The sequence below is a fragment of the Klebsiella sp. CN_Kp075 genome, assembly GCF_040065055.2.
GTDB lineage: Bacteria > Pseudomonadota > Gammaproteobacteria > Enterobacterales > Enterobacteriaceae > Klebsiella > Klebsiella aerogenes.
In genome coordinates this window covers 2,183,027-2,209,596 of the sequence record NZ_CM198050.1, presented here as the reverse complement: position 1 = coordinate 2,209,596, position 26,570 = coordinate 2,183,027, and the positions used below count along the sequence as shown (strand labels likewise).

Annotated in this window: 26 protein-coding genes and 1 other annotated feature; of the genes, 16 read left to right on the top strand and 10 right to left on the bottom strand. The window is 54.9% G+C overall.

Translation table 11 applies throughout. The features are described from left to right. From ABLV78_RS10565 to rnm, 3 genes are all read right to left on the bottom strand, one after another. Nucleotides 1-1,428 (bottom strand): GGDEF domain-containing protein, encoded by a 1,428-nt coding sequence (locus ABLV78_RS10565; protein ID WP_052766189.1) that lies wholly within the window; start codon nt 1,426-1,428, stop codon nt 1-3. 149 nt (nt 1,429-1,577) lie between these two features. Then, nucleotides 1,578-2,198, bottom strand: a complete 621-nt coding sequence (locus ABLV78_RS10560) for an L-threonylcarbamoyladenylate synthase (protein WP_020078571.1) — start codon at nt 2,196-2,198, stop codon at nt 1,578-1,580. Next, complete coding sequence (gene rnm, locus ABLV78_RS10555; protein ID WP_047045027.1) at nt 2,195-3,076, bottom strand: RNase RNM; 882 nt, start codon at nt 3,074-3,076, stop codon at nt 2,195-2,197. Before rnm ends, ABLV78_RS10560 begins: the two co-directional genes overlap by 4 nt. Nucleotides 3,077-3,235: 159 nt before the next feature. Then, nucleotides 3,236-3,331 (top strand) — a sequence feature (Trp leader region). A gap of 35 nt (nt 3,332-3,366) precedes the next feature. Between rnm and ABLV78_RS10550 the strand changes: the two genes are divergently transcribed. From ABLV78_RS10550 to trpA, 5 genes are read left to right on the top strand one after another with little or no spacing between them, the layout of a single operon-like run. Then, entirely contained in the window at nt 3,367-4,929 is a 1,563-nt protein-coding gene (locus ABLV78_RS10550) for an anthranilate synthase component 1 (protein ID WP_047045030.1), read from the top strand. Then, the gene (gene trpD, locus ABLV78_RS10545; protein ID WP_047045032.1) at nt 4,929-6,524 is read left to right on the top strand and encodes a bifunctional anthranilate synthase glutamate amidotransferase component TrpG/anthranilate phosphoribosyltransferase TrpD; all 1,596 of its coding nucleotides are present in this window, start codon (nt 4,929-4,931) and stop codon (nt 6,522-6,524) included. Before ABLV78_RS10550 ends, trpD begins: the two co-directional genes overlap by 1 nt. Nucleotides 6,525-6,527: 3 nt before the next feature. Next, nucleotides 6,528-7,886, top strand: coding sequence for a bifunctional indole-3-glycerol-phosphate synthase TrpC/phosphoribosylanthranilate isomerase TrpF (gene trpCF, locus ABLV78_RS10540; RefSeq protein ID WP_047045034.1), 1,359 nt, complete (start codon nt 6,528-6,530; stop codon nt 7,884-7,886). 14 nt (nt 7,887-7,900) lie between these two features. Continuing rightward, nucleotides 7,901-9,094, top strand: coding sequence for a tryptophan synthase subunit beta (trpB, locus tag ABLV78_RS10535; protein WP_045393190.1), 1,194 nt, complete (start codon nt 7,901-7,903; stop codon nt 9,092-9,094). Next, nucleotides 9,094-9,903: a tryptophan synthase subunit alpha gene (gene trpA, locus ABLV78_RS10530; protein ID WP_045374732.1), complete on the top strand. Its 810-nt coding sequence runs from the start codon at nt 9,094-9,096 to the stop codon at nt 9,901-9,903. Before trpB ends, trpA begins: the two co-directional genes overlap by 1 nt. 30 nt (nt 9,904-9,933) lie before the next feature. Here the strand turns inward: trpA and ABLV78_RS10525 are convergent, their stop codons facing one another. Then, the gene (locus ABLV78_RS10525; protein ID WP_047045036.1) at nt 9,934-10,389 is read right to left on the bottom strand and encodes a MarR family winged helix-turn-helix transcriptional regulator; all 456 of its coding nucleotides are present in this window, start codon (nt 10,387-10,389) and stop codon (nt 9,934-9,936) included. Between the two features lie 75 nt (nt 10,390-10,464). Between ABLV78_RS10525 and ABLV78_RS10520 the strand changes: the two genes are divergently transcribed. Then, nucleotides 10,465-11,412, top strand: a complete 948-nt coding sequence (locus ABLV78_RS10520) for a quinone oxidoreductase family protein (RefSeq protein ID WP_047045041.1) — start codon at nt 10,465-10,467, stop codon at nt 11,410-11,412. Between the two features lie 174 nt (nt 11,413-11,586). On the opposite strand, the gene ABLV78_RS10515 is transcribed toward ABLV78_RS10520, so the two are convergent. From ABLV78_RS10515 to ABLV78_RS10505, 3 genes are read right to left on the bottom strand one after another with little or no spacing between them, the layout of a single operon-like run. Then, a complete protein-coding gene (locus tag ABLV78_RS10515) occupies nt 11,587-12,723 on the bottom strand; it encodes an HlyD family secretion protein (RefSeq protein WP_045393199.1) in 1,137 nt (378 codons plus the stop codon). Between the two features lie 9 nt (nt 12,724-12,732). Next, nucleotides 12,733-13,083 (bottom strand): DUF3302 domain-containing protein, encoded by a 351-nt coding sequence (locus ABLV78_RS10510; RefSeq protein ID WP_045393202.1) that lies wholly within the window; start codon nt 13,081-13,083, stop codon nt 12,733-12,735. 37 nt (nt 13,084-13,120) lie between these two features. After that, nucleotides 13,121-13,384, bottom strand: a complete 264-nt coding sequence (locus ABLV78_RS10505) for a hypothetical protein (protein WP_047045047.1) — start codon at nt 13,382-13,384, stop codon at nt 13,121-13,123. A gap of 138 nt (nt 13,385-13,522) precedes the next feature. Between ABLV78_RS10505 and ABLV78_RS10500 the strand changes: the two genes are divergently transcribed. Then, complete coding sequence (locus ABLV78_RS10500; protein WP_045393208.1) at nt 13,523-14,458, top strand: LysR family transcriptional regulator; 936 nt, start codon at nt 13,523-13,525, stop codon at nt 14,456-14,458. Between the two features lie 42 nt (nt 14,459-14,500). On the opposite strand, the gene ompW is transcribed toward ABLV78_RS10500, so the two are convergent. Next, the gene (ompW, locus tag ABLV78_RS10495; RefSeq protein ID WP_047045050.1) at nt 14,501-15,139 is read right to left on the bottom strand and encodes an outer membrane protein OmpW; all 639 of its coding nucleotides are present in this window, start codon (nt 15,137-15,139) and stop codon (nt 14,501-14,503) included. 269 nt (nt 15,140-15,408) lie between these two features. Between ompW and ABLV78_RS10490 the strand changes: the two genes are divergently transcribed. The 5 genes from ABLV78_RS10490 (at nt 15,409) to yciA (ending at nt 20,154) form a co-directional block, all read left to right on the top strand. Further along, entirely contained in the window at nt 15,409-15,822 is a 414-nt protein-coding gene (locus ABLV78_RS10490) for a YkgJ family cysteine cluster protein (RefSeq protein ID WP_045393211.1), read from the top strand. 27 nt (nt 15,823-15,849) lie between these two features. Further along, nucleotides 15,850-16,593, top strand: coding sequence for a YciC family protein (locus ABLV78_RS10485; RefSeq protein ID WP_047045053.1), 744 nt, complete (start codon nt 15,850-15,852; stop codon nt 16,591-16,593). 51 nt (nt 16,594-16,644) lie between these two features. Next, the gene (locus tag ABLV78_RS10480) at nt 16,645-17,184 is read left to right on the top strand and encodes a septation protein A (RefSeq protein WP_015366196.1); all 540 of its coding nucleotides are present in this window, start codon (nt 16,645-16,647) and stop codon (nt 17,182-17,184) included. Nucleotides 17,185-17,470: 286 nt separating this feature from the next. Continuing rightward, nucleotides 17,471-19,654 carry a TonB-dependent siderophore receptor gene (locus tag ABLV78_RS10475; RefSeq protein WP_348865385.1) on the top strand — a complete coding sequence of 728 codons (2,184 nt, stop codon included), beginning with the start codon at nt 17,471-17,473 and terminating at the stop codon, nt 19,652-19,654. A 101-nt stretch (nt 19,655-19,755) separates the two neighbouring features. Beyond that, complete coding sequence (gene yciA, locus ABLV78_RS10470; RefSeq protein ID WP_015705756.1) at nt 19,756-20,154, top strand: acyl-CoA thioester hydrolase YciA; 399 nt, start codon at nt 19,756-19,758, stop codon at nt 20,152-20,154. A gap of 33 nt (nt 20,155-20,187) precedes the next feature. Here yciA and ABLV78_RS10465 read toward each other — a convergent pair whose 3' ends face one another. After that, nucleotides 20,188-20,724, bottom strand: coding sequence for a YniB family protein (locus tag ABLV78_RS10465; protein ID WP_047045057.1), 537 nt, complete (start codon nt 20,722-20,724; stop codon nt 20,188-20,190). Nucleotides 20,725-20,875: 151 nt separating this feature from the next. Between ABLV78_RS10465 and hxpB the strand changes: the two genes are divergently transcribed. The 3 genes from hxpB (at nt 20,876) to ABLV78_RS10450 (ending at nt 23,787) form a co-directional block, all read left to right on the top strand. Then, entirely contained in the window at nt 20,876-21,544 is a 669-nt protein-coding gene (gene hxpB / locus ABLV78_RS10460) for a hexitol phosphatase HxpB (protein WP_045393217.1), read from the top strand. Nucleotides 21,545-21,671: 127 nt separating this feature from the next. Continuing rightward, on the top strand, nt 21,672-22,262 hold the full coding sequence (locus tag ABLV78_RS10455; RefSeq protein WP_015705758.1) for a metal-dependent hydrolase: 591 nt from the start codon (nt 21,672-21,674) through the stop codon (nt 22,260-22,262). Between the two features lie 133 nt (nt 22,263-22,395). Then, on the top strand, nt 22,396-23,787 hold the full coding sequence (locus tag ABLV78_RS10450; protein ID WP_015366191.1) for an L-cystine transporter: 1,392 nt from the start codon (nt 22,396-22,398) through the stop codon (nt 23,785-23,787). A gap of 59 nt (nt 23,788-23,846) precedes the next feature. Here ABLV78_RS10450 and cedA read toward each other — a convergent pair whose 3' ends face one another. Continuing rightward, nucleotides 23,847-24,086: a cell division activator CedA gene (cedA, locus tag ABLV78_RS10445; protein WP_045393220.1), complete on the bottom strand. Its 240-nt coding sequence runs from the start codon at nt 24,084-24,086 to the stop codon at nt 23,847-23,849. A gap of 205 nt (nt 24,087-24,291) precedes the next feature. Between cedA and katE the strand changes: the two genes are divergently transcribed. Beyond that, nucleotides 24,292-26,550 carry a catalase HPII gene (gene katE / locus ABLV78_RS10440; protein WP_047045060.1) on the top strand — a complete coding sequence of 753 codons (2,259 nt, stop codon included), beginning with the start codon at nt 24,292-24,294 and terminating at the stop codon, nt 26,548-26,550. Nucleotides 26,551-26,570 lie beyond the last annotated feature (20 nt).

The window sequence follows — 26,570 nt, the reverse complement described above, 5'->3', positions numbered from 1 at the left end:
CTATGAGCCGGTAACATTGTTATTTATTAGAGGAGAGGCGCTGATACGATTGCGCCCCGTTTTTTTAGACTGATAAAGATAGCTATCTGCCTCAGATAATAACCGATCAAAGCTGTCAACAATATTCCAGCGCATCACCTGCCCGTAGCTAAGACCAATACTGACGGTTAGCGATAAATTCGCACTTTGCCAGGCAATATTCATCTCTTCAATCGCCTGACGAATATCTTCAGCTAAACGATAGCCATCTTCACCCGGTTTGCCCGTCATCACCACGGCAAACTCTTCACCGCCCAGTCGGGCAATCACCCCTCGATCGGCTACAGTGTTTTTGACCCGCCGGGCGAAAGTCATCAAAACATTATCGCCACAATCATGGCCCCAGGTGTCGTTAATTTTTTTAAAATGGTCAATATCAAGCACCAGCACGTTTAGCGACGTCTCATTGTCCGTTACTTCCAGTTCCCGCAGATGTTCATAAAGACCAAAACGAGAATGAACCCGGGTCAGGTAATCGTAGCGAACCTGTCGCGATAGCTGTTTCACCATCTTGTTGACCGCCTCCACGCTGACCGCGACGATAACCGGACTAATGGCAATAGATGCGATGCCAAGGCGCGTGGAGATAATCATAGGCAGAAACGACGTCATGTTCGATTCAATAGCGTGCCGATCGATCAGCATCATTTCCACCATACCGGAGCACAAAGTCAGCAAGCAGGTTGTTGATAATGAATAGTTTAGCGCGCACCAAATTAACGCCGGAAGAATCATCGCCAGCGTTCCCATACTTCCCGTTACTCCGCTGAGAATAGAGACCAGCAGCGAGGCCATTAACATGCCAACCGGTACTAACCGCCGCAAAGTTAATGGGCTAAAAAACTCTTTTTTCTGACACAACAGCGTAAAAGGTAGAATGAGCACACTAGTGGTAAACTCCTCGCTAAACCAAACAGGATAGATTTGCCAGAATTCAGCGTGAATACCGCAGGAATAAATATAACTCCCCAGGGCTGAACATAATAACGCGGAGATAAAACAATAGCTGTAAATTCGAAAGATGGTTATTTTTAAATTATCTTCATCTGCCTTCTCTTCTCTGATTATCAGCCAGTACATTATTAACATAAATAGCACATCGGAGAAATCCACCAGAATGCTATAGACTCCTCGCTCGCCCGTAGCAAAGCTTGATAATAGCATTGCGGCTAAAACAACTGCGGCGTATTTTTTATAACGTAACGCCTTATGCCTGATAAATAATCCGACAATGACTGCATTCAGTGGCCAGAACAAAGCAATATCGCTATGGCGTATGGCTTTTCCCACCAGATATAAAGTAACGGTAATGCTTGAAAGTATGAAAAAATTGAATAGCACTTTCTCCCTCTTAATAACATCAGAGGGTTGAATAGTCAGCTTATGCATAATGTTGAGTTTCTTTCTGGAAGCGATATCAATGAGTGATATCGTAAGCGTGCTAATAATATACCAGGGAAGAAATGACTCAATATGAAAGGTGTTTTAAATTAAATTTAAGCCGCGGGCGGCGCGTGTAACGCCGCCCGCGAGAAGCATCACAGGAAGGGTTTGATATCACCGACGCCTTCACGCAGCACCACCGGAGCGTCTTCGGTCAGGTCGATAACCGTCGTCGGCTGCTGGCCGAGATAACCGCCATGAATAATCAGATCGACCACCTTCTCCAGACGGTCTTTAATCTCTTCCGGATCGGACTCCGTGAATTCATTACCTGGCAGCATTAATGATGTCGAAAGCATCGGCTCGCCAAGCGTTTCCAGCAGCATCTGGGCGATAGGGTTCGCCGGCACGCGCATACCAATGGTTTTACGCTTTTCTTGCAACAGGCGTCGCGGCACCTCTTTCGTTCCCTTAAGAATGAACGTGTAGTTGCCCGGCGTGTTGTTTTTGATTAGACGAAACGCCACGTTATCGACAAACGCGTAGGTCGACAACTCGGAGAGATCGCGGCACATCAGGGTGAAATTGTGGCCATCCGGCAACTGACGGATACGGCAGATCCGCTCCATCGCCCCTTTATCTTCGATTTTGCAACCCAGGGCATAGCCAGAGTCCGTTGGATAAACGATAACCCCGCCCTTACGCACGATTTCCACCGCCTGATTAATCAACCGCGCCTGCGGATTATCGGGATGGATATAGAAAAACTGGCTCATACTTCCCTCTCAATTTGTTCAGCGGCCCCTTCCCAACTGCGCCAGATCCCTTCCACGCCAGCGGGTAGCCAAAGTTTACGCCCCAGTTCAATCCACGGGCAGGGCTGGTGGAAATCTGAACCCTGCGACGCCATCAAACCAAACTGTTTCGCGTAGCTCGCCAGCTGCGCGCGCTCATGCGGCGCCTGCTGACATTGGGCGACCTCCATCGCGTCGCCGCCCTGCTCGCTAAAATGGGCCAACAGCCGTTTCAACCATTTGGCGGAAAGATCGTAGCGCCCTGGATGGGCGATCACCGCTTTGCCGTCAGAATGATGAATGACATCAATCGCTTGTTTTATTGTACACCACTGCGGCGGAACGTATCCGGTTTTCCCGCGGGCGAGATATTTTTTGAATACGTCGGCGATATTGCCGGCGAAACCCGCTTCAACCAAAAAGCGCGCGAAATGGCCGCGGGTGACCGCGCCGCCATCGGCGAGCTTTAACGCCCCTTCCCAGGCGCCGGGGATACGCGCTTTCTCCAACCGTTCGGCAATCATCCGCCCGCGCTGGTTGCGCCGCTCTTTCTGTTCGCAAAGGAGTTGCGTCATCGCCGGATGGTCGATATCAATATTCAGTCCCACGATATGAATTTCGTGATTTTCCCATAGGGTGGAAATTTCTACCCCGGTGATAAGCGTGAGCGGCAGTCCAGCCCGCGCAATTTCGGCACGTGCCGCCGGTATGGCCGCCACGCTATCGTGATCGGTGATAGCCAGCGTACCCACCCGCATCTCATGCGCGCGGTGTACCAACTCTTCTGGAGTCAATCGCCCATCGGAGGCGACGGTATGGCTGTGCAGGTCATAAATGACCGCGTAATTAGTGTCGCTCAAGATGGCTCCTGGTGGACCTGAACTGAAATAAGCGCATTATGATAACGACTGAGAAAGAAAATCTGCAAACAAGGGTTGACTTTATTTTCATGAACCAGTTAACTAGTACGCAAGTTCACAAAACGGGTATCTCTGATGAAAACGCAAATTATTACTCTTCATAGCTGGTGGCGTCGTTCCTGGAATCGGGCGGCGTAATCGCGTTTTGCACTCAGCAAACAGATACCTGGCCCGCCACTGAGCGGGCTTTTTTTTGAACAAAATAATGAACAGAACAGGCGAGAATGATAATGCAAACATCAAAACCAGCGCTCGAGCTTCTCACCAGCGACGCCATCTATCGCGAAAACCCGACGGCGTTATTCCATCAATTATGCGGCGCGCGCCCGGCAACCCTGCTGCTGGAATCGGCCGACATCGATAGTAAAGACGATTTAAAAAGCCTGCTGCTGGTCGATAGCGCCCTGCGCATTACCGCGCTTGGCAATACCGTCACGGTCCAGGCGCTGTCGGCGAACGGCGCCGCGCTGCTTGAACTGCTGGATAACGCATTGCCGTCCGGCATTGAGAATCTGCGCCAGCCGAACAGCCGGGTACTCACCTTCCCACCGGTTAGCGCCCTGCTGGATGAAGACGCTCGCCTGTGTTCGTTATCGGTGTTCGATGCGTTTCGTCTGCTACAAGATTTGGTCAGCGTCCCGCAGGCCGAGCGCGAAGCGATGTTCTTCGGCGGCCTGTTCGCTTACGACCTGGTGGCCGGTTTCGAGGATTTACCGCCGCTCGACGCCGATACCGCCTGCCCGGATTACTGTTTCTACCTGGCGGAAACGCTGCTGGTCATCGATCATCAGACCAAAAACACCCGCATTCAGGCGAGCCTGTTCACGCCGCTGGAGAATGAGAAACAGCGTCTTCTGCAACGTATCGCCCAGCTTCGCCAGCAGTTAAATGAACCGCCTGCGCCGCTGCCGGTCACTACCGTCGCCGAGATGCGTTGCGACGTCGATCAGAGCGATGAAGAGTACGGCGCCGTGGTGCGCAAAATGCAGCGCGCTATTCGCGCGGGCGAAATTTTCCAGGTCGTGCCGTCGCGCCGTTTTTCCCTCCCCTGCCCGTCGCCGCTGGCCTCTTACGATGTGCTGAAAAAGAGCAATCCCAGTCCGTATATGTTCTTTATGCAGGATAACGATTTCACCCTGTTCGGCGCCTCGCCGGAAAGCTCGCTGAAATACGACGCCGTCAGCCGCCAGATTGAGATCTACCCCATTGCCGGCACCCGTCCGCGCGGCCGCCGCGCCGACGGTTCGCTGGATCGCGATCTCGATAGCCGTATTGAGCTGGAGATGCGTACCGACCACAAAGAGCTTTCCGAACATCTGATGCTGGTTGACCTGGCCCGTAACGACCTGGCCCGCATCTGTACGCCGGGTAGCCGCTACGTGGCGGATTTGACTAAAGTCGATCGCTACTCCTTTGTGATGCATCTGGTTTCCCGCGTGGTTGGTGAACTGCGCCGCGACCTGGACGTCCTGCACGCCTACCGCGCCTGCATGAATATGGGCACTCTTAGCGGCGCGCCGAAAGTTCGCGCCATGCAGCTAATCGCCGCCGCAGAAGGCAAGCGGCGCGGTAGTTATGGCGGCGCGGTCGGCTACTTTACCGCCCATGGCGACCTCGATACCTGCATCGTGATCCGCTCAGCCTACGTTGAAGATGGTATCGCCACCGTGCAGGCGGGCGCCGGTATCGTGCTCGATTCCGTTCCGCAATCCGAGGCGGATGAAACCCGTAATAAAGCTCGCGCCGTGCTGCGCGCCATTGCTCAGGCCCATCACGCGAAGGAGACTTTCTAATGGCCGACATCCTGCTGCTCGATAATATCGACTCCTTTACCTATAACCTCGCCGACCAGCTGCGGGCTAACGGCCACAACGTGGTTATTTATCGCAATACCGTTCCGGCGCAATCGCTGATTGAACGTATCGGCACCATGGATAACCCGGTGCTGATGCTCTCTCCGGGGCCGGGAACCCCAAGCGAAGCCGGCTGCATGCCGGAGCTGCTGACCCGCCTGCGCGGCAAGTTACCGATTATCGGTATCTGCCTCGGCCACCAGGCCATCGTGGAAGCCTACGGCGGCTATGTCGGCCAGGCGGGAGAAATCCTTCACGGTAAAGCCTCCAGCATTGAGCATGACGGCCAGGCGATGTTCGCTGGTCTTGCCAACCCGCTGCCGGTGGCCCGCTACCATTCACTGGTCGGCAGCAATATTCCGGCCGGGCTCACCATTAACGCCAATTTCAACGGTATGGTGATGGCGGTTCGCCACGACGCCGATCGCGTCTGCGGCTTCCAGTTCCATCCGGAGTCGATTCTGACTACCCAGGGGGCGCTGCTGCTGGAGCAAACGCTGGCATGGGCGCTGCAGAAACTGGAACAGACCAATGTCGTACAACCGATTCTGGAAAAATTGTACCAGGCACAGACGCTGAGCCAGCAGGAGAGCCACGTGCTGTTTTCCGCCGTCGTGCGCGGCGAAGTGAAGCCGGAACAGCTGGCCGCCGCGCTGGTGAGCATGAAAGTGCGCGGCGAGCAACCACAGGAAATTGCCGGCGCTGCCACCGCGCTGCTGGAAAACGCCGCGCCCTTCCCGCGTCCGGATTATCAGTTTGCCGATATTGTCGGCACCGGCGGCGATGGCAGCAACAGCATTAATATTTCAACCGCCAGCGCCTTTGTCGCCGCCGCCTGCGGTTTAAAGGTGGCGAAACACGGCAACCGCAGCGTCTCCAGTAAATCCGGTTCGTCCGACCTGCTGGCCGCGTTTGGTATTAATCTGGATATGAATGCCGATAAATCGCGCGCCGCGCTGGATGAACTGGGCGTCTGCTTCCTGTTCGCGCCGAAATACCACACCGGATTCCGCCATGCGATGCCGGTCCGCCAGCAGTTGAAAACGCGCACCCTGTTTAATGTATTGGGGCCGCTTATTAACCCTGCGCACCCGCCGCTGGCGTTGATTGGCGTCTATAGCCCGGAACTGGTGTTGCCGATTGCCGAAACCTTACGCGTACTCGGCTATCAACGCGCCGCCGTGGTACACAGCGGCGGTATGGACGAAGTCTCGTTGCATGCGCCGACCGTGGTCGCCGAACTCAATAACGGCGAAATTCAGAGCTATCAGCTGACCGCCGCCGACTTCGGTCTGACGCCTTATCATCAAGAGCAACTGGCCGGCGGCACGCCGGAAGAAAACCGTGACATTCTCACGCGCTTGCTACAAGGTAAAGGTGAAGCCGCTCACGAAGCCGCCGTCGCCGCCAACGTCGCCATGTTGATGCGTTTACACGGGCATGAAGACCTGAAAGCCAACGCCCGGCAGGTACTGGATGTGCTGCACAGCGGAGCGGCCTATGACAGAGTGACCGCATTAGCGGCAAGAGGGTAAATAATGCAGACCGTTTTAGCAAAAATCGTTGCCGACAAAGCGATTTGGGTAGAAGCCCGCAAACAACAACAACCGTTAGCCAGTTTTCAGAATGATATCGTGCCGTCCGAGCGCCATTTTTACGATGCGCTGGCCGGCGCCCGCACCGCCTTTATTCTTGAGTGCAAAAAGGCGTCGCCGTCGAAGGGACTGATTCGGGAAGATTTCGACCCGGCGACCATCGCCGGGGTTTATAAGCACTACGCTTCGGCAATTTCAGTACTGTGCGATGAGAAATATTTTCAGGGCAGCTTTGATTTTCTGCCGATCGTCAGCAAGGTCGCGCCGCAGCCGATTCTGTGTAAAGACTTCACCATCGATCCTTACCAGATTTACCTCGCGCGTTACTACCAGGCCGATGCCTGCCTGCTGATGCTCTCGGTGCTCGATGATGACCAATATCGGCAGCTCGCCGCCGTCGCCCACAGCCTCAATATGGGCGTTCTGACCGAGGTCAGCAACGAAGAGGAGCTGGAGCGCGCGATTGCGCTGAAGGCCAAAGTCGTCGGCATTAACAACCGCGATCTGCGCGATATGTCGATTGATCTGAACCGCACGCGTCAACTGGCGCCGCGTCTCGGCCCGGATGTCACCGTGATCAGCGAATCCGGAATCCATACCTACGGCGAAGTCCGCGAACTGAGCCACTTCGCCAACGGCTTCCTGATTGGCTCGGCGCTAATGGAGCAACCGGACCTCAGCGCTGCGGTGAAGCGCGTGCTGTTAGGTGAGAACAAGGTCTGCGGCCTGACTCGTCCGCAGGATGCGCAAGTCGCCTGGGAGGCGGGCGCTATCTACGGCGGCTTGATTTTCGTCGCCAGTTCGCCGCGCGCCGTTGACGACCAGCAGGCACAGGCGGTAATGGCCGCCGCGCCGCTCAGCTACGTTGGCATATTCCGCGATGCAGCCATTGAAGAGGTCGTCACCCGTGCGACCAACTTGAAACTCGCCGCGGTCCAGCTTCATGGGAGCGAAGACCAGGCCTGGATTGATGCCCTGCGCGCGGCGCTGCCGGAGCAGATCCAAATCTGGAAGGCGCTGAGCGTCGGCGAAACGCTGCCGCCGCGTAACCTCAATCATGTGGACAGATATGTCTTTGACAACGGTCAGGGCGGTAGCGGTCAACGCTTCGACTGGTCGCTGCTGCAGGGCCAGGACCTGCGTAACGTGATGCTGGCAGGCGGCCTCAGCGCCGATAACTGCGTAGAAGCCGCGAAAAGCGGCTGTGCCGGACTCGATTTCAACTCAGGCGTAGAGTCGCAGCCGGGAATAAAAGAGGCAAGCCTCGTGGCTGCCGTTTTCCAGACGCTGCGCGCATATTAAGGAGCAATGCAATAATGAGCACTTTACTGAACCCGTATTTCGGCGAATTCGGCGGTATGTACGTTCCGCAGATCCTGATGCCCGCCCTGCGCCAGCTGGAAGAAGCTTTCGTCAGCGCGCAAAAAGATCCTGAGTTTCAGGCCGAATTCACCGACCTGCTGAAAAACTACGCGGGCCGCCCGACGGCGTTGACCAAATGCCGCAATCTGACCGAAGGCACCCGCACCACGCTGTACCTCAAGCGTGAAGATCTGCTCCACGGCGGCGCGCACAAAACCAACCAGGTGCTGGGCCAGGCGCTACTGGCCAAACGTATGGGTAAAACGGAAATTATCGCCGAAACCGGCGCCGGCCAACACGGCGTCGCCTCGGCGCTGGCCAGCGCCCTGCTCGGTCTGAAATGCCGCATCTATATGGGCGCCAAAGACGTCGAGCGGCAGTCGCCGAACGTGTTCCGCATGCGCCTGATGGGTGCGGAAGTCATTCCAGTGCACAGCGGTTCCGCCACCCTGAAAGATGCCTGTAACGAAGCGCTGCGCGACTGGTCCGGCAGCTACGAGAAGGCGCACTACATGCTCGGCACCGCCGCTGGCCCGCACCCATTCCCGACTATCGTGCGTGAATTCCAGCGCATGATCGGCGAAGAAACCAAAGCGCAGATCCTCGAGAAAGAAGGACGCCTGCCGGACGCGGTGATCGCCTGCGTTGGCGGTGGTTCTAACGCCATCGGCATGTTCGCTGATTTCATTGATGAATCCGGCGTTGGCCTGATTGGCGTCGAGCCTGCCGGCCACGGTATCGAAACCGGCGAGCACGGCGCGCCGCTGAAGCATGGTCGCGTCGGCATTTATTTCGGCATGAAGTCGCCGATGATGCAAACCTCCGACGGGCAGATTGAAGAATCTTATTCTATCTCCGCCGGGCTGGATTTCCCGTCAGTGGGGCCTCAGCATGCGTTCCTTAATAGCACCGGGCGCGCTGAGTATGTGTCAATTACCGACAACGAAGCGCTGGATGCCTTTAAAGCGCTCTCCCGCCATGAAGGCATTATTCCGGCGCTGGAGTCGTCGCACGCTCTGGCGCACGCGCTGAAGATGATGCGCGAGAATCCGGATAAAGAGCAGCTGCTGGTGGTTAACCTGTCCGGCCGCGGCGATAAAGACATCTTCACCGTACACGACATTTTGAAAGCGCGAGGGGAAATCTGATGGAACGTTACGAGACGCTATTTGCACAGTTAAAAAACCGCCAGGAAGGCGCCTTTGTTCCCTTCGTCACCCTCGGCGATCCGGGGCCGGAACAGTCGCTGAAAATCATCGATGCGCTGATTGAAGCCGGCGCCGATGCGCTGGAATTGGGGATCCCCTTCTCCGACCCGCTGGCCGACGGCCCGACGATTCAGGGCGCCACATTGCGCGCTTTTGCCGCCGGTGTTACCCCGGCGCAGTGCTTCGAGATGCTGGCGGCGATCCGCCACAAGCATCCGACCATTCCAATCGGCCTGTTGATGTACGCGAACCTGGTGTTCAGCCCGGGGATTGATGAGTTCTACGCCGAATGCGCGCGTGTCGGCGTGGATTCCGTGCTGGTCGCCGACGTGCCGGTCGAAGAGTCCGCCCCGTTCCGTCAGGCAGCGCTGCGCCATAACATTGCGCCGATTTTCATCTGCCCGCCAAATGCCGATGACGATTTACTGCGCCAGATTGCCTCCTATGGCCGCGGCTATACCTACCTGCTATCGCGCGCTGGCGTGACAGGCGCGGAAAACCGCGCCGCGCTGCCGCTGCATCATCTGATTGAAAAATTGGCGGAATATAACGCCGCGCCGCCGCTGCAGGGCTTTGGTATCTCGGCGCCGGAGCAGGTTTCGGCCGCTATTGACGCCGGTGCCGCCGGGGCAATATCCGGCTCGGCCATCGTCAAGATTATCGAGCGCAACCTTGAACAGCCGCAAAAAATGCTCGAAGAGCTAAAAACCTTCGTGCAGAGCCTGAAAGCGGCAACCAAAACCGCCTGACCCTTTGTCGCCCGGCCTCACGCCGGGCGGCTATTTCCGCTGCAGGCTGTTGGCGTATTTTCGCGTTAAGCGAAACAGCGCCAGCACCTCGTCTTCTGACCATCCAGCCAGCACCTGATTCATTAACCGCCGCCGCGCAACGGCAATAGCGTCGATCATCCGCTGCCCCTTTTCGCTGAGCGTCACCTCGCTAATCCGCCGGTCTTTGGCATTGGCCTGCTTGCAGGCAAGCCCCTGAGCCTCCAGCTTTTTCACCTGACGACTGACGGTGGTGTAATCGCGGCCTAAATGATCAGCCAGCTCAACTACCCCCACCGGGCCATAGCGCCCTACCGCCACCAGTAGCGGAAATAGTATCTGTTCAAGCTGCACCCCTGCCGCCTGCAATATCTGCTCATCGCGCAGAGGTTGATTCATCACGCTAATGATATCCAACAGCGCGCCGTGAAAGTCGGTGATGTCGTAATTATTATGTGCATCTTGCATGTATTAGTTAACCGCGTATAGTGCTCCTGAAGAATATGTGCATATTACACATAATTATCATCAGGAGATAATGTTATGAAAGCCGCCGTGGTATTTGATCTAAGCGAAGGCCCGGTATGGGCCGATTTTAGCGAACCGCAGCCCGCCGTCGGACACACGCTGATCGACGTTCGCGCCGCCGCCATTAGCCACGTGGTTAAAGGCCGGGCATCAGGACATCATTATAGTTTTGACGGCACTATGCCGTTTGTCGTCGGTATCGATGGCGTCGGTATGACCCCTGACGGCCAGCGCGTCTATTTCGCTTTCCCCAGCGCCCCGTTCGGCAGTATGGCGCAACGCGCGCCGGTCGCAATGCAGAATTGCCTGCCGCTGCCGGATGAACTTGACGATATCAGCGCCGCGGCCATGGCCAATCCGGGCATGTCTGCCTGGGCTGCGCTTGTAAAGCGGGCGCAGTTTCAGGCCGGCGAAACGGTACTGATTAACGGCGCCACCGGCAGCGCCGGGCAGTTGGCGGTGCAGATTGCCCGCTACCTCGGTGCGAAAAAAATCATTGCCACCGGGCGCAATGCGCAAGCGCTGGCCACCCTCGCAGCCGATGAGTGTATTGATTTAACCGCCGATGAGCAGACGCTTAGCGCACAATTCGCCGCCGCCAGCGCCGGGCAAGTTGATGCGATCGTGGATTATTTGTGGGGACGCAGCGCAGAGTTGCTGCTGCCCATGCTGGCGAAATATACCCCCGGCGATAAGCCGGTGCGTTATGTGCAGGTGGGTTCCCTTGCCGGGGCGGATATCGCGTTAAATGGCGCCGTGCTGCGCGCCGCGCCGCTACAGCTCATGGGCAGCGGCATCGGCAGCCTGACCATGCCGCAACTGCTGGCGGCAACCGGGGAGATGCTACAGGCTGCGGTTCCCGGTCAGTTTACCATCGCCACCACGCCGCTGCCGCTCCGCGATGTCGCGGCGGCCTGGCCGCGTGATAACAGCCAGAAACGCACGGTTTTCACCCTTGATTAAAAAAATTCGCCTCCGCACAAACTCTGGGGTTGATATATCAAATGAGAAATATTATCTTTCTCATTACCGAATAGTTGAGTCAACAACTCAGGTATTCGGTACGACATTGCTCACATTGCTTCCAGTATTTTTGCCCGCGTTTATCGCGGGCTTTTTTTCGCTCAACTTCGGCCTTTAGTGGTCGAGATACAGATAATGCAACCAGCTGGTCATCCGTAACAGCACCTTACGCATCACCGACACGTGGGCAAAATGGTCGGTATACACCGCCGCCTGGGCACTGACCCCATCAGGGAGATGGGCGAGATCGCGGCTCGCCGCGAGGTCAATCATCACATAAACCCCTTCCCGACCGGGCGTGGCGCTTAAACCCTGTAACGCGCCGCTGGCCTGGTAGCTGCCGTCGGGAATAGTTGGCAATACTTTTGTGACCTTGCCGGCATACACCTGCCCCGGTAGACCATTGAATACCACCTCTGCCTCGTCCCCCTGCTCCAGGCGCAGGATAGCGTTCTGGCGAAATACCGCCACCACCTGCCGTTTCTGCTGCGGAATAAAAATCATCACCGGTTTGAACGGCAGACGAACTGCCGTGGTGCCCGGTCGCGCCAGCACCTGGGTAACATAACCATCGCTGGGCGCGCGGAATACCGTCTGTTCAAGGTCATAACGCGCCTCGGCAATCTGCGATTTCAGGCTGGCGATTTGCGCATCCTCGCCATTGAAACGCGCAGAAAGTCTTTCTAACTCCTGTTGATACTGTGCCTTAGCCGCCCGCAGGGCCGCGGATTGCGCCTGATATTGCTGCTCGGCGTGATTCACGTCCTGCTCGGAAAAAGGGTTAACCGGCATGGCCGCGCCTTTCGCATAGCGTTGATAATCCTGCCGGGCACGTTCATATTCCGCCGTCATCCGCTGGACGTTAGCGGCGGATTCACTTAATGCCGCTTTCCGGGTTCTGATATCCGCTTCGGCGGCACTGAGATCCGCCTCCAGTTTATTCAGTCGCGCGCGATAGCGGCTATCATCAAGACGAAACAGTACCTCGCCTTTGCGTAATAACACATTCGTTTTATCGGTAACTTCTACGATGGCCCCCGACACCTGCGGCACAATCGGGATCGACAGAGCTATTTTTTGCGCCCGGTCGGTGTACGGGTGATTATAATTCATAGTCAGAATTAGCGCGCCGACAATAAACACACCACCAAGGACCGCCGTGGGTACCGTCCATTTATTTACCGGGATACGGAAAATTTTAAATACGCCATAGGCCAACGCCACATAGCAAAGAATAATGAGTAAATCCATACACTGGCCTCAGCGGTTATTTGACGAGTTTGTCGTTACAGTTATCTGTTGCTCCTGCAGACGCTTTAGCTCGCTTTCAAGTTGCCTGATTCGCTGATGCATTTCGGCGCTATCTTCGACTTTATGCGCCATTCCCCATCCGCGCTCGGGGCGATACAGCGTTGCCCAGATCCATAACAGCGGCCAAATCGCATGCAGGGTAAACAGGCTCACCCAGCCGGCCACATGGATCGCATCCTGATGAGGATGCTGACGTTTTTTGGCTAATAAATAGGGAATATCATGAATAATAATAATGCCGTAAAATAAAATCAAAAACACGGCAATTAACACGCCTAAGGCGAAGTAGTTAAGGAACATAATAACACCTGGTAATAAAAAAGGTAAACCGTACTAACTACGCTGTTTTATAATTAGCAATGCCACTCACTGTAATAGTGGGGCTGCGCCGAGAATAATCATTTTCCGACTGATAGACCAAATATTGGTAACGGTAAAAATCAGTACTTTTATCTTTCCGGTATAATATCTCTTCCCCCGAAACCGATAGTCCCTTGATAATATCGTCATATTCAATATATTTTTCTTTTTCGGTTACGCTGGAAGCGCACGCAGCCAGCAGCAACATTGCAGATAACGCAGCCATTCTTGTTATTTTCATCGAATTATTTCTCTGTATTTTTCGGCTGTAACAAATAATCCACGCAAATGATACCCAGCTCCCAACCAGAAGTCATATGACAATGACAGCAAAGATGTATATCATTTTTGATATAGCAAAACCAAAAGAAGCGACCTCGTGAAAGAAAAAGACCTGCGCATAGACGAACTCCGCATCGTCCGCGTGATTGCCGAAACGGCAAGCGTTAGCAAAGCCGCCCAGCTACTGGATATGCCGCAGTCGAACGTGTCGCGGGCGCTGAATGCGCTGGAACGGCGCCTGGGGCTGGAAATCTTTATCCGCCACCCACGGGCATTAATCCTGAGCGAGTTTGGCGAGCAGTTCCTGCGCCGGGCGGACATTCTGCTGGATAAGCATAATGACCTGCTTGATATGTCCGGTACCTGGAAACGCAGCCTCAACGGTATGGTGACGCTCGGCGCGCCAATCGGCATTCAGGCTTTCCTTGCCCGATATCTTTTGCCGCCGGTGCTGCGCTCAGCGCCGGAATTAACCGTAAACCTTCTCACCCGCAATCCCGACGAGCGCGAACAGAAACACGGGACGCTTTTCGATAGCGATTGCGATCTGCTGATTAGCTTTTTCCAGCCCCAGGACGAAAGCCTGATCGCAAGGCCTCTCACCCGCTTTCGCATGGGGCTGTTTGCCTGCGCGGATTATATTACGCAGTCGCCTCTGCACGATGTTGATGAGCTTGCGCAGCATCGTTGCATCACTTTGCGTACGTTGGGCGGGATCCGCAACAGCTGGCATTGCTATAACGCAGCGGGTGAAAGCATTCAGGTGGAGGTCAACGGTTCCAGCGTATGCGATAACATTTTACCGGCCATCGAGCTTGCCAAGCAGGGTCTGGGCATCGTTTATGCCCCTTTTTACTCCGTCGCGGCGGAATTGGAGGCCGGTACGTTACAACCCTGTCTGCCACGGGAACGCGGCGTGAATATGCAGGCGTGGTTGATTTATCGTCAGCGAGGCGTGTTGCCGCATCGCGTGCAGGTGATAATGGATAGCATTATGGAAAGCGCCAAACTGCACGCCCATCGGCTGGTCTGAAGAGGATAAAACTGGCCGCAGGCGGCCAGTTTTTTTAAAGCATTAGAAGCGATAACCGGCAGAGAACATAAACACCCACGGATCCAGACGGGTGCTGACTTTCTGGTCAACGCCGTTAGCTTTAAATTTCACATCGGTGTCGATATCCATGTACCAGACCGACATGTTAAGCAGCCAGTTGCGGTCAATCAGATAATCCAGGCCAACCTGTCCTGCCGCGCCCCATGAATCTTTCAGACTCAGGTCGGAAAGCCCGGCCTCCTTACCGGTATCGTTGAAATCATTGTTAAAGAAGGTCGTATAGTTAATACCGGCGCCGATATACGGGCGCACTTTACTTTGCGCATCGCCAAAGTACCACTGCGCCATCAGCGTCGGCGGCAGCTGATGTACGGTGGCGATAGTGCCGGTCGGCCCGGTACCGACCTTATGGCGGAACGGCGTTGCCGCCAGCAGTTCGATACCGATATTGTCGGTCGCCATATAGGTAAAGGTTAAACCCAACTGGGTGTTATTACTGACGTTAAAACCGCCGAGACTACCCAGCACGTTGTCAGAGCCCTCAGTCGGGCGAACCGTCGCCGAGCCCGCGCGAATAAAAAACTCCCCCGCTTCATGCGCCCAGGCGCTACCACCAGAAAGCGTACCTAAGATCAATGCCGCCGCTGCTATTTTCTTCATATCCATGTCCCCATTATGGTTTTTATCAGCGGCTGCAAATATACCTACAATGAGTTAGCTTTGATCTGTTTTAGATCACACCAGGCCATTAGATTTAACATTTATTGATCCAGATTAATTTTTGCAGCAGTTAGTAACGTTCTGATTTGTCTTTACATCAATTTTTACCCATGAGCAAAATTTTTGCTTGCCCCTCTTGTCGCCGATCGCGCGGATAGCTAATTTAATTGCCGACAATTTGTGTTGATGCGTTTTTTTCAGGTGTAATTATGAGTGAAATCAACCCGTGCATGACGTGCGGTGCCTGTTGTGCGTATTTTCGAGTCTCCTTCTACTGGGCTGAAGCCGACGACGCTGGCGGCGTGGTACCCACACAGCTCACCGAACCCCTTACCCCTTTTCTGCGCTGCATGAGCGGTACCAATCAGCGGCAAAGCCGCTGTACCGCCTTAAGCGGTGAAATCGGCGAATCGGTACACTGCTCCATCTATCACCAGCGGCCTTCCCCCTGCCGCGAGTTTGCCATGTCAGGCGAAGGCGGCGAACTCAACGAAGCGTGCGATCGCGCCCGTGCCCGCTATGGCCTGCCGCCGCTGGGAACTCTTTACAAAGATATACCTACCGTGACCTCGGCAGAGACTGCTACCCAACCACGTTTTGCGGTACAATCCCCGGCTAGTTAAAACACCTGCAAGACTCAAGGAGAATGCATGTCTATCACGGCGAAGTCCGTCTACCGTGACACGGGGAATTTTTTTCGTAATCAGTTCGTTACTATTCTGCTGATTGCGTTGTTATGCGCGTTCATCACGGTAGTCATTGGCCATGCCTTTTCGCCCAGCGACGAGCAGTTATCGATTCTCAGCGAGGGCGATAACCTCGTGGGCAGCGCCGGCTTGTTTGAGCTGGTGCAGAACATGACGCCGGAACAGCAGCAGATCCTGCTGCGCGCGTCGGCAGCCTCAACCTTCTCGGGCCTGGTGGGGAATGCCATCCTCGTCGGCGGCGTACTGTTGCTGATTCAGCTGATCTCCGCCGGGCATCGCGTCAGCGCGCTGCGGGCGATCGGCGCGGCGGCGCCGGTTCTGCCGAAGCTGTTGCTGCTTATTCTGTTCACCACCTTCGTGGTACAGATGGGGATGATGCTGGTGCTGGTGCCGGGCGTGCTGCTGGCGATTGTTCTGGCGTTCGCGCCGGTGATGCTGGTGCAGGATAAAATCGGCATCTTTAGCGCAATGCGCGGCAGTATGCGTCTGGCGTGGACGAATATGCGCCTGGTGGCGCCTGCGGTACTCGGCTGGCTGCTGGCAAAAACGGCGCTGCTGCTGCTTGCTTCAAGCTTTGCAACGCTGTCGCCCAACGTTGCCGCCGTGGTCATTAATACCATCAGCAATCTGTTCTCTGCGCTGTTGCTGATCTATTTGTTCCGCTTGTATATGCTTATTCGCAACTAACTTTAATCAGGGCCGGGCATTCCGGCCCTTCCTGAACGACGGAATTGATGTATGAAGCAGTTTCTCGATTTTTTACCGCTCGTAGTCTTCTTCGCTTTTTATAAGATTTACGATATCTACGCCGCAACCACCGCGCTGATCGTCGCCACCGCGGTAGTCCTCATTTATAGCTGGGTGCGCTATCGTAAAGTTGAAAAGATGGCGCTGATCACTTTTGTGCTGGTCGCCGTATTCGGCGGGCTGACAATCTTCTTCCACAACGATGAATTTATTAAGTGGAAAGTGACCGTCATCTACGCCCTGTTTGCCGGCGCCCTGCTGTTCAGCCAGTGGGTAATGAAAAAGCCGCTGATCCAACGCATGCTTGGTAAAGAGCTGACGCTGCCGCAGCAGGTGTGGTCGCGGCTGAATCTGGCCTGGGCGCTGTTCTTTATTCTCTGCGGGCTGGCTAATATCTACATCGCGTTCTGGCTGCCGCAGAATATCTGGGTCAACTTCAAAGTCTTCGGTTTAACGGCATTGACCCTGGTCTTTACCCTGTTGAGCGGCGTTTATATCTACCGCCACATGCCACAGGACGATAAGCACTAATACCTCTCAACGGTACGCGCCAGCCGGCGCGTACCGCCTCCCTTGTGCTTTTCATTTCTTTTCTCTACCTCCTATCCCGTTCAGTTCAAATTTAACTTCCGAAAGAGTGGGTAAGCCACCTCTTATTACGCCATTCCCCAACGGCTCGCCTTCACGCTTTCTTCATCAAACTGGAAAAATTGCGCCAATTGTGAGGATTTGATGAAGTTTCGTCTCGCCTCATTGTAATGATAATGATTATTATTAATATTCACGTTCTTGTTTTATTTTGATACGGATATTTACAATGAGAACGAACACCGCATTCCCCCTCGCTCCCCTTACCATCATTATCGCCAGCTTCTTTTCAGCGGAGAGTTTGGCCGAAGAAGCCGAACAGGATACTGAAACCATGGTGGTCTACAGCACCGCCGAAGAAGCGTTAAAACAACAGCCCGGCGTTTCGATTATCACTGCCGAAGATATTGCCAAAGAGCCGCCGGTTAATGACCTGTCAGAAATCATCCGTAAAATGCCCGGCGTGAATCTGACCGGCAACAGCGCCAGCGGTAGCCGCGGTAACAACCGTCAAATCGACATTCGCGGGATGGGCCCCGAAAACACGCTGATTTTGATCGATGGCGTACCGGTTACCTCAAGAAATTCGGTACGTTACAGCTGGCGCGGTGAACGCGATACCCGCGGTGATAGTAATTGGGTACCCGCTGAAATGGTTGAACGTATTGAAGTCCTGCGCGGACCCGCTGCGGCCCGCTATGGGTCCGGCGCGGCCGGCGGCGTGGTGAATATCATTACCAAACGACCAACCAACGACTGGCACGGCTCACTGTCGTTCTTCACCAATCAACCGGAGAATAACAAAGAAGGCGCCACCAACCGGGCCAACTTTAACCTCAGCGGCCCGCTGGCAGGCGATGCCCTCACCATGCGTTTGTACGGCAACATCAATAAAACCGATGCTGACGCCTGGGATATCAACCATGCGCAGAATGGCTCATATGCCGCCGGTCGCGAAGGCGTGCGTAATAAAGATATTAACGCCCTGCTGTCGTGGAAAATGACCCCACAACAGATCCTCGATTTCAACTATGCCTACAGCCGCCAGGGCAATATTTATGCCGGCGATACCCAGTACAGTAACGGCAACCTTAGCCCCAATGGCCTGGTTGATTCACTCTACGGCCATGAGACCAACCGCCTGTATCGCCAGTCGTGGGGGCTAACCTATAACGGAATTTGGGATTGGGGACAGTCAAAAGCCGGCGTTTATTATGAAAAAACCAATAATACCCGCCTGCAGGAAGGATCAACCGGCCGCGTCGAGGGGATGATCAATAGCGATGAATACGCCACCAGCCGTCTGGAATCATGGCGCTCCACAGGCGAGTTAAACATTCCGTTCTACTGGTTGGCGGATCAGACGTTGACGCTTGGCATGGAGTGGAACCGCGACGAACTCAACGATCCGGCGTCGATGCAGGCCACTGACGTGAGCGGTGAAACCATCGCCGGCACCAGCGGCAATGCCGCCGATCGTAGTAGCAAAAACAGCGCCACGTTAACCGGGATCTACCTGGAAGATAATATCGAGGCCACGCCGGGAACTAACATCATTCCCGGCCTGCGTTTCGATTACCACAACCAGTTCGGCAGTAACTGGAGCCCAAGCCTCAACCTGGCGCAGGCATTAGGTGAGTGGTTTAAAGTCAAAGCCGGTATTGCACGGGTATTTAAAGCACCGAATTTATATCAATCCAGCGAAGGCTATCTGCTCTCCACCCGCGGCAACGGATGCCCGAACGCCATTACAACAGGCAGTTGCTATCTGCTCGGCAACCCGGATCTGGATCCGGAAATCAGCATCAATAAAGAGCTTGGGCTGGAATTCAACGCCGGAGGCTATAACGCCGGGATCACCTGGTTCCGTAATGATTACAAAAACAAAATCGTCTCCGGCACCGAGGTGCTTGGCTACACTTCCAGCGGCAACAACATTCTACAGTGGCAGAACGGCGGCAAAGCCGTAGTAGAAGGACTGGAAGGGACCGTGCTGATCCCATTGATTGCCGACACCCTGAACTGGCGCACCAACGCGACCTGGATGATTAAATCGGAAAGTAAAGATACCGGCAATCCGCTGTCGGTGATCCCGAAATATACTATCAATACCATGTTCGACTGGCAGGTAAACAGCAAACTGTCGGCTAACATAAACTGGACAATGTATGGCCGTCAGAAGCCGCGTCAGTACGCGGAAATTCGCAACGAGACCGGGGTTCTCGCCACCAATGAAGTCGGCGCTTATTCGATAGTCGGGATCGGCGGCAACTATCAGTTGATGAAAGATATTCGCCTGAACGCTGGCATCAGCAACCTGTTTGATAAGCAGGTTTATCGCGAGAACTCCGGTGCGTCAACTTACAACGAGCCGGGGCGCGCCTATTACGCTGGCGTTACCCTAAGTTTCTAATCTGCCGACGCCCGTACCGACGGGCGTATTCCCCTATTCTCTCTGCGCCGTTTTCATAGTAGCATCGCGCCTGATCTTCTTTGACTAGTACAGAGTATAGAATGACAACAACAGATCTCGCCCCGAAGGGCGAATTGGTTTTACGCACCCTGGCCATGCCGGCGGATACCAACGCGAACGGCGATATTTTTGGCGGCTGGCTGATGTCGCAGATGGATATCGGCGGCGCGATTATGGCCAAAGAGATTGCCCGCGGCCGCGTTGTGACTGTCCGTGTTGATGGTATGACTTTTTTACGCCCGGTCGCCGTTGGCGATGTTGTGTGCTGCTATGCCCGCTGCGTAAAGCGCGGCAACACCTCAATCACTATTAATATTGAGGTATGGGTGAAAAAAGTATCGACGGAACCGCTGGGCCAGCGTTATAAGGCGACGGAAGCCCTGTTTATTTATGTGGCGGTAGACAATGAAGGCAAGCCGCGAGCGCTGCCTGCCGAGTAAGACATTGCCCGGCTTGCCGGGCAGATCTTCTGCTTAAAGAAAGCCAAGCAGCGAGAAGAAAATATAACCGATCACAATCACCACAATCGGCAGCACGTAAAGCGTGAAATACTGCTTCAGAATAGTATGACGCGGAACGACAATACGTTCGGCAAGCTGTTCGCGAGACAGGCCTTCCGCTCCTTTAGCCTGTTCCAGAATCAACTGATCTTCCACCCCTTCGCGTAGAAACTTCGCCTGGCGGGCCATCCGCGCGCCGGAAGCCTGCAACGCCATACCGACAAACACCAGCGCGTAGATAATCCAGAAACCGATGTTCAACGCATGTTTGAACTCCGGCAGCGGCGAGTTGTACCAGAAGAAATTCAGGAACGGCGTATTGAAACGCACCATCTCAATCATCAGGTGGGCGAAATCCATCATCACCGCATCAATACCCGGTTTCTTTTCGCTATGCTCGTACATAAACTTCAGTACGGAAATCAGCGTAGACAGCACGGCTGGAATGAAGATGACCCATCCCAAAATGCGTTTAATGACCGCAATGCGTCCAGCTTGTTGATACGTCATGAGTTCCCCTTGTTTAAAACGCCAGACTCTCCATGCCGACATAGAGTCAGGTATAAGTCTATCTTCCGCAGCGAATTTCGCCTGCTTCAGCGCGGTATGATATACCATATGGACAATTTCGTTATCTACTTACGCCAATGGAGAGGAACTTATGTCAGCAAAGCGTCAGATTCTTGCCGCTATTTTCGATATGGATGGCCTGCTTATCGATTCAGAGCCGCTATGGGACCGCGCAGAGCTGGAGGTACTGGAAAGCCTCGGAGTGGATATTAGCCGCCGTGATGAATTACCTGACCTGCTGGGGCTGCGCATCGACCTGGTGGTCGATTTATGGTTTGCGCAACAGCCCTGGCGCGGCCCGGACCGCGCGGAGGTAACCGCCAGCATTATCCGCCGGGCCATTCAGCTGGTCGAGGAGTCACGGCCGCTACTGCCCGGCGTGCGTGAAGCCGTGGCGTTGTGTAAGGCCGAAGGACTAAAAATCGGCCTCGCCTCCGCGTCGCCGCTGCATATGCTGGAAAAAGTGCTGGAAATGTTTGAACTTCGCGACCAGTTCGACGCGCTGGCCTCAGCCGAACATCTGCCTTACAGCAAACCGCATCCCCAGGTTTATCTTGATTGCGCCGCGAAGCTTGGCGTCGCGCCAATGTCCTGCGTGGCGCTGGAGGATTCTGTTAACGGCATGATTGCCAGTAAAGCGGCGCGGATGCGCTCGATTGTGGTTCCGGAAGCAGAAAACAGCCGCGACCCGCGCTTCGTACTGGCCGATGTGAAACTGGCGTCTCTGCAGCAGCTGACGGTAGCAGACCTGCGCGGCTAAACGACTTGCGCTGGCATTAATGTCGTCAAAATATGTCAACCTTGTGACAAAGAGTTACACCGTCACCTCTTCCGTATACTGTATAAAAACCCTATACTGTATGAATTGACAGTTTAGGGTTTTTATCATGACGGCGGAAGGCCACCTCTTCTTTTCTATCGCCTGTGCGGTATTTGCAAAAAATGCAGAATTAACCCCCGTGCTGGCGCAGGGGGACTGGTGGCATATCGTTCCTTCCGCCGTGCTGACCTGCCTGCTGCCCGATATCGACCATCCTAAATCTTTCCTCGGGCAGCGTTTAAGCTGGGTCTCAAAACCGGTAGCCCGCGCCTTTGGCCACCGGGGCTTTACCCACAGCCTGCTGGCGGTATTCGGCGCGCTGGCGCTGTTCTATCTAAAAGTGCCGGAGAGCTGGATAATCCCGGCCGATGCGCTGCAGGGTTTAGTGCTTGGCTACCTCAGCCATATACTCGCCGATATGCTCACCCCGGCCGGCGTACCGCTGCTGTGGCCTTGTCGCTGGCGGTTCCGCCTGCCGATCCTCGCGCCGCGCAAAGGCAATCAGCTCGAGCGCGCGCTGTGCATGGCGCTGTTCATTTACGCCGTCTGGATGCCGCAAAGCATGGCCGAAAATAGCGCCGTGCGCTGGTCATCAAATATGATTAATTCGCTGCAAATAACCTTTAATCGTTTTATTAACCATCAGGCTGAACGATAAATACGCTAAATAATTTTTTGGTTATAACCCATTCCATTTGAGTATAAGAAAGCAATAAGGCCTTCTGCTACTCTTGGCGCCATAAGAGTTGGTTTCAGACCAACCCAGGTAACAAGATATCAGGAGAACGGGGATGAATTTTCCATTAATAGCGAACGTTGTCGTGTTCGCGGTTTTACTGTTTGCGCTGGCTCAAACCCGCCACAAACAGTGGAGCCTCGCTAAAAAAGTACTGGTCGGTCTCGTTATCGGCGTTATCTTTGGTCTTGGCCTGCAGCTGGTTTACGGCTCCGACAGTCAGGTTCTGAAAGATTCTATTCAGTGGTTCAATATCGTCGGTAACGGCTACGTGCAACTGCTGCAGATGATTGTCATGCCGCTGGTCTTCGCCTCCATTTTGAGCGCGGTGGCGCGCCTGCACAATGCATCACAGCTGGGGAAAATCAGTTTCCTGAGCATCGGTACGCTGCTGTTCACCACCCTAATCGCCGCGCTGGTCGGCGTGCTGGTGACCAACCTGTTTGGCCTCACCGCTGAAGGACTGGTGCAGGGCAGCGCGGAAACCGCTCGTCTGAACGCCATCCAGAGCAACTATGTCGGTAAAGTATCAGATCTGAGCGTTCCGCAGCTGATCCTGTCGTTTGTGCCGAAAAACCCGTTTGCCGATCTGACCGGCGCTAACCCGACTTCTATCATCAGCATCGTTATCTTCTCGGCGTTCCTTGGCGTCGCGGCGCTGAAACTGCTGAAAGACGATGTGGAGAAAGGCCAACGCGTCCTGACCGCCATCGACACGCTGCAGGGCTGGGTGATGAAGCTGGTGCGTCTGGTGATGCAGTTGACCCCGTACGGCGTACTGGCACTGATGACCAAAGTGGTTGCCGGTTCCAACCTGCATGACATCATCAAGCTCGGCGGTTTCGTGGTGGCCTCTTACATCGCGCTGGGGATCATGTTTGTGGTACACGGTCTGCTGTTAGCCGTCAATGGCGTCAGTCCGCTGAAGTATTTCCGTAAAGTCTGGCCGGTGATTACCTTCGCTTTCACCAGCCGTTCCAGCGCGGCGTCTATTCCGCTGAACGTGGAAGCGCAGACGCGCCGTCTGGGCGTGCCGGAATCTATTGCCAGCTTCTCCGCCTCATTTGGCGCGACGATTGGTCAGAACGGCTGCGCCGGTATCTATCCGGCGATGCTGGCGGTAATGGTAGCGCCAACCGTTGGCATCAACCCGCTGGATCCAATGTGGATTGCCACCCTCGTGGGTATCGTCACCGTAAGCTCCGCGGGCGTAGCCGGCGTTGGCGGCGGCGCGACCTTCGCAGCCTTGATCGTGCTACCGGCGATGGGTCTGCCGGTCACGCTGGTCGCGCTGCTGATTTCCGTCGAGCCGCTGATTGATATGGGCCGTACCGCCCTTAACGTTAACGGTTCAATGACCGCCGGCACGCTGACCAGCCAGTGGCTGCGCCAGACGGATAAAGCCATCCTCGATAGCGAAGAAGACGCCGAACTGGCGCATCGCTAACGTTAACAGCCACAAAAAAGCCGCTGAATTTCAGCGGCTTTTTTATTTTACCCGCGAGGTCAGGCCTCTATTTCACCTTCCTGGCGTATCTGATTAGCCCAACGCTGCGCCGATTCCGGCACGGTGAACGCCGGTGAACGGCGGAAACGCTCGCCCATCAGTACAAAGGCGACATATTTGCCCCGCAATATCCAGACATCGCGAAAATGGTCCATTTTAACGGCATGATCCGGCGGCGCAGGCTCGACGCGCGGCACGTAGCTAATGACAGGGCGATTTTGTTGGCGCAATGTTTTCATAACAGATGGATTCACTAAGCAAAGCGGGAACATAAACCCCTATCATAGCCGATCGCCCCCCTTTTCGTCGCCCCTCCTCCGCTAATGCGCATTTTAGGATAACTCTATTCGTTTCTGCCCGGCGAACCCAGAACAATGTTCTATAGTTAGAAGGGTTTTGGTTTAGCAACGACCACTTTTAGCAATGAAAGCAGGAGACGAGCAGATGTCAGAAAAACACCACGACCCACACAGCCGACAGGCTCCGGTACACGATAGCGATGAAGCAAAACCGGGCCTCGATTCACTGGCGCCCGAAGACCGCGAATGGCGCCCTATTCCCCAGCCAACCGCGCCCGGGGAGGAGCCGACGGCGCCGGGTAGCCTGAAAGCACCTGATACTCACAGCATAAAATTAGATACGCTTGAGCCGCAGCGTAAAGGCGGCGAAAACTTCCCGCTGACCACCAATCAGGGGGTACGCATCGCCGACGATCAAAACTCGTTACGCGCCGGCAACCGCGGACCAACGTTGCTGGAAGATTTTATCTTACGTGAGAAAATTACCCACTTTGACCATGAACGCATTCCCGAGCGTATCGTTCATGCTCGCGGTTCCGCCGCGCACGGCTATTTCCAGCCTTACAAAAGCCTGAAAGAAATTACCAAAGCCGATTTTCTGTCCGCGCCGGAAAAAATCACCCCTGTTTTTGTCCGCTTCTCCACCGTTCAGGGCGGCGCGGGCTCGGCCGATACCGTGCGTGATATCCGCGGCTTCGCCACCAAATTCTATACCGAAGAGGGCATTTTCGACCTGGTGGGCAATAACACTCCTATTTTCTTTATCCAGGATGCGATTAAATTTCCTGACTTTGTCCATGCGGTGAAACCCGAACCGCACTGGGCAATTCCGCAGGGACAAAGCGCCCATGACACCTTCTGGGACTATGTTTCGCTGCAGCCGGAAACATTGCATAACGTGATGTGGGCCATGTCCGACCGCGGCTTGCCGCGCAGCTATCGCACGATGGAAGGTTTCGGCATACATACTTTCCGTTTCATCAACGCCGAAGGCAAAGCCACCTTCGTACGCTTCCACTGGAAGCCGGTGGCCGGTAAAGCATCCCTGGTGTGGGATGAGGCGCAGAAATTAACCGGCCGCGACCCGGATTTTCATCGCCGCGACCTATGGGAAGCCATCGAGGCTGGCGATTATCCGGAGTTTGAGCTCGGCCTGCAGTTAATTCCGGAGGAAAACGAGTTCGATTTCGACTTCGATCTGCTGGATCCGACCAAACTCATTCCGGAAGCGCTGGTGCCCGTGCAACGAGTCGGCAAAATGGTGCTTAACCGTAACCCCGACAACTTCTTCGCTGAGAACGAACAGGCGGCATTCCATCCGGGTCATATCGTGCCGGGTATCGATTTTAGTAACGACCCGCTGCTGCAAGGGCGACTCTTCTCCTATACCGATACGCAAATTAGCCGCCTCGGCGGGCCAAATTTCCACGAAATTCCGATTAACCGCCCTACCTGCCCGTATCATAATTTCCAGCGTGACGGCATGCACCGAATGGAGATTGATACCAATCCAGCAAACTATGAGCCCAACTCTATCAACGATAACTGGCCTCGCGAAACGCCGCCGGCGCCGAAACGCGGCGGCTTTGAATCACTGGCGGAACGCGTTGATGGCGAGAAAATCCGTAACCGTAGCCCCTCCTTCGGCGAGTACTACGCCCAGCCTCGCCTGTTCTGGCTCAGCCAGACGCCGATTGAGCAGCAGCACATTATCGGCGGCTTTAGTTTTGAGCTGAGCAAAGTGGTCAGAGTCTGGATCCGCGAGCGGGTGGTCGATCATCTGGCGCATATTGATATCGGGCTGGCGCAAGCGGTAGCCAACAATCTCGGTATCGAACTCAGCGATGAGCAGCGGAATATTGCCCCGCCAGCGCCGGTTAACGGCGTGGAGAAAGATCCAACCCTCAGTCTTTACGCTGATGGCGATGGCGACGTAAAAGGACGAATTGTCGCGGTATTACTCAACGAGAAGACCTGCGCGCAGGATGTACTCAACCTGTTGCAAGCGCTGCAGGCCAGAGGCGTCCACAGCAAACTGCTCTATTCGCGTATGGGCGAAGTCAGCGCCGATGATGGATCGCAGCTACCGATCGCCGGAACCTTCGCCGGCTCGCCATCGTTGACGGTTGATGCGGTTATCGTTCCCGGCGGCGATCTGAGCAGCATCAGCGATAACGGAGATGCCCGCTACTATCTGCTGGAAGCTTATAAGCATCTGAAGCCTATTTTACTGGCGGGCGATGCGCGGCAGTTTAGTTCGCTGCTACAGGTGCCCGCTGCGGGTGAAGAAGGGGTTATCGAATGCGACGCGATTAATACGCTTAGCGTCGATAAACTGCTGACGCTACTGGCCGCGCATCGCGTCTGGTCAAGAAGCAGTAAAGTTGCGGCCATACCCGCGTAACAAAAAGCCCGGCAGTTCAT

Bases quoted from the DNA above. Each gene is read 5' to 3' on its own strand.
- ABLV78_RS10565 (WP_052766189.1), bottom strand. From the start codon at position 1,428: ATGCATAAGCTGACTATTCAACCCTCTGATGTTATTAAGAGGGAGAAA.
- ABLV78_RS10560 (WP_020078571.1), bottom strand. From the start codon at position 2,198: ATGAGCCAGTTTTTCTATATCCATCCCGATAATCCGCAGGCGCGGTTG.
- ABLV78_RS10550 (WP_047045030.1), top strand. From the start codon at position 3,367: ATGCAAACATCAAAACCAGCGCTCGAGCTTCTCACCAGCGACGCCATC.
- trpD (WP_047045032.1), top strand. From the start codon at position 4,929: ATGGCCGACATCCTGCTGCTCGATAATATCGACTCCTTTACCTATAAC.
- trpCF (WP_047045034.1), top strand. From the start codon at position 6,528: ATGCAGACCGTTTTAGCAAAAATCGTTGCCGACAAAGCGATTTGGGTA.
- trpB (WP_045393190.1), top strand. From the start codon at position 7,901: ATGAGCACTTTACTGAACCCGTATTTCGGCGAATTCGGCGGTATGTAC.
- trpA (WP_045374732.1), top strand. From the start codon at position 9,094: ATGGAACGTTACGAGACGCTATTTGCACAGTTAAAAAACCGCCAGGAA.
- ABLV78_RS10525 (WP_047045036.1), bottom strand. From the start codon at position 10,389: ATGCAAGATGCACATAATAATTACGACATCACCGACTTTCACGGCGCG.
- ABLV78_RS10520 (WP_047045041.1), top strand. From the start codon at position 10,465: ATGAAAGCCGCCGTGGTATTTGATCTAAGCGAAGGCCCGGTATGGGCC.
- ABLV78_RS10515 (WP_045393199.1), bottom strand. From the start codon at position 12,723: ATGGATTTACTCATTATTCTTTGCTATGTGGCGTTGGCCTATGGCGTA.
- ABLV78_RS10510 (WP_045393202.1), bottom strand. From the start codon at position 13,083: ATGTTCCTTAACTACTTCGCCTTAGGCGTGTTAATTGCCGTGTTTTTG.
- ABLV78_RS10505 (WP_047045047.1), bottom strand. From the start codon at position 13,384: ATGAAAATAACAAGAATGGCTGCGTTATCTGCAATGTTGCTGCTGGCT.
- ompW (WP_047045050.1), bottom strand. From the start codon at position 15,139: ATGAAGAAAATAGCAGCGGCGGCATTGATCTTAGGTACGCTTTCTGGT.
- ABLV78_RS10490 (WP_045393211.1), top strand. From the start codon at position 15,409: ATGAGTGAAATCAACCCGTGCATGACGTGCGGTGCCTGTTGTGCGTAT.
- ABLV78_RS10485 (WP_047045053.1), top strand. From the start codon at position 15,850: ATGTCTATCACGGCGAAGTCCGTCTACCGTGACACGGGGAATTTTTTT.
- ABLV78_RS10480 (WP_015366196.1), top strand. From the start codon at position 16,645: ATGAAGCAGTTTCTCGATTTTTTACCGCTCGTAGTCTTCTTCGCTTTT.
- ABLV78_RS10475 (WP_348865385.1), top strand. From the start codon at position 17,471: ATGAGAACGAACACCGCATTCCCCCTCGCTCCCCTTACCATCATTATC.
- yciA (WP_015705756.1), top strand. From the start codon at position 19,756: ATGACAACAACAGATCTCGCCCCGAAGGGCGAATTGGTTTTACGCACC.
- ABLV78_RS10465 (WP_047045057.1), bottom strand. From the start codon at position 20,724: ATGACGTATCAACAAGCTGGACGCATTGCGGTCATTAAACGCATTTTG.
- hxpB (WP_045393217.1), top strand. From the start codon at position 20,876: ATGTCAGCAAAGCGTCAGATTCTTGCCGCTATTTTCGATATGGATGGC.
- ABLV78_RS10455 (WP_015705758.1), top strand. From the start codon at position 21,672: ATGACGGCGGAAGGCCACCTCTTCTTTTCTATCGCCTGTGCGGTATTT.
- ABLV78_RS10450 (WP_015366191.1), top strand. From the start codon at position 22,396: ATGAATTTTCCATTAATAGCGAACGTTGTCGTGTTCGCGGTTTTACTG.
- cedA (WP_045393220.1), bottom strand. From the start codon at position 24,086: ATGAAAACATTGCGCCAACAAAATCGCCCTGTCATTAGCTACGTGCCG.
- katE (WP_047045060.1), top strand. From the start codon at position 24,292: ATGTCAGAAAAACACCACGACCCACACAGCCGACAGGCTCCGGTACAC.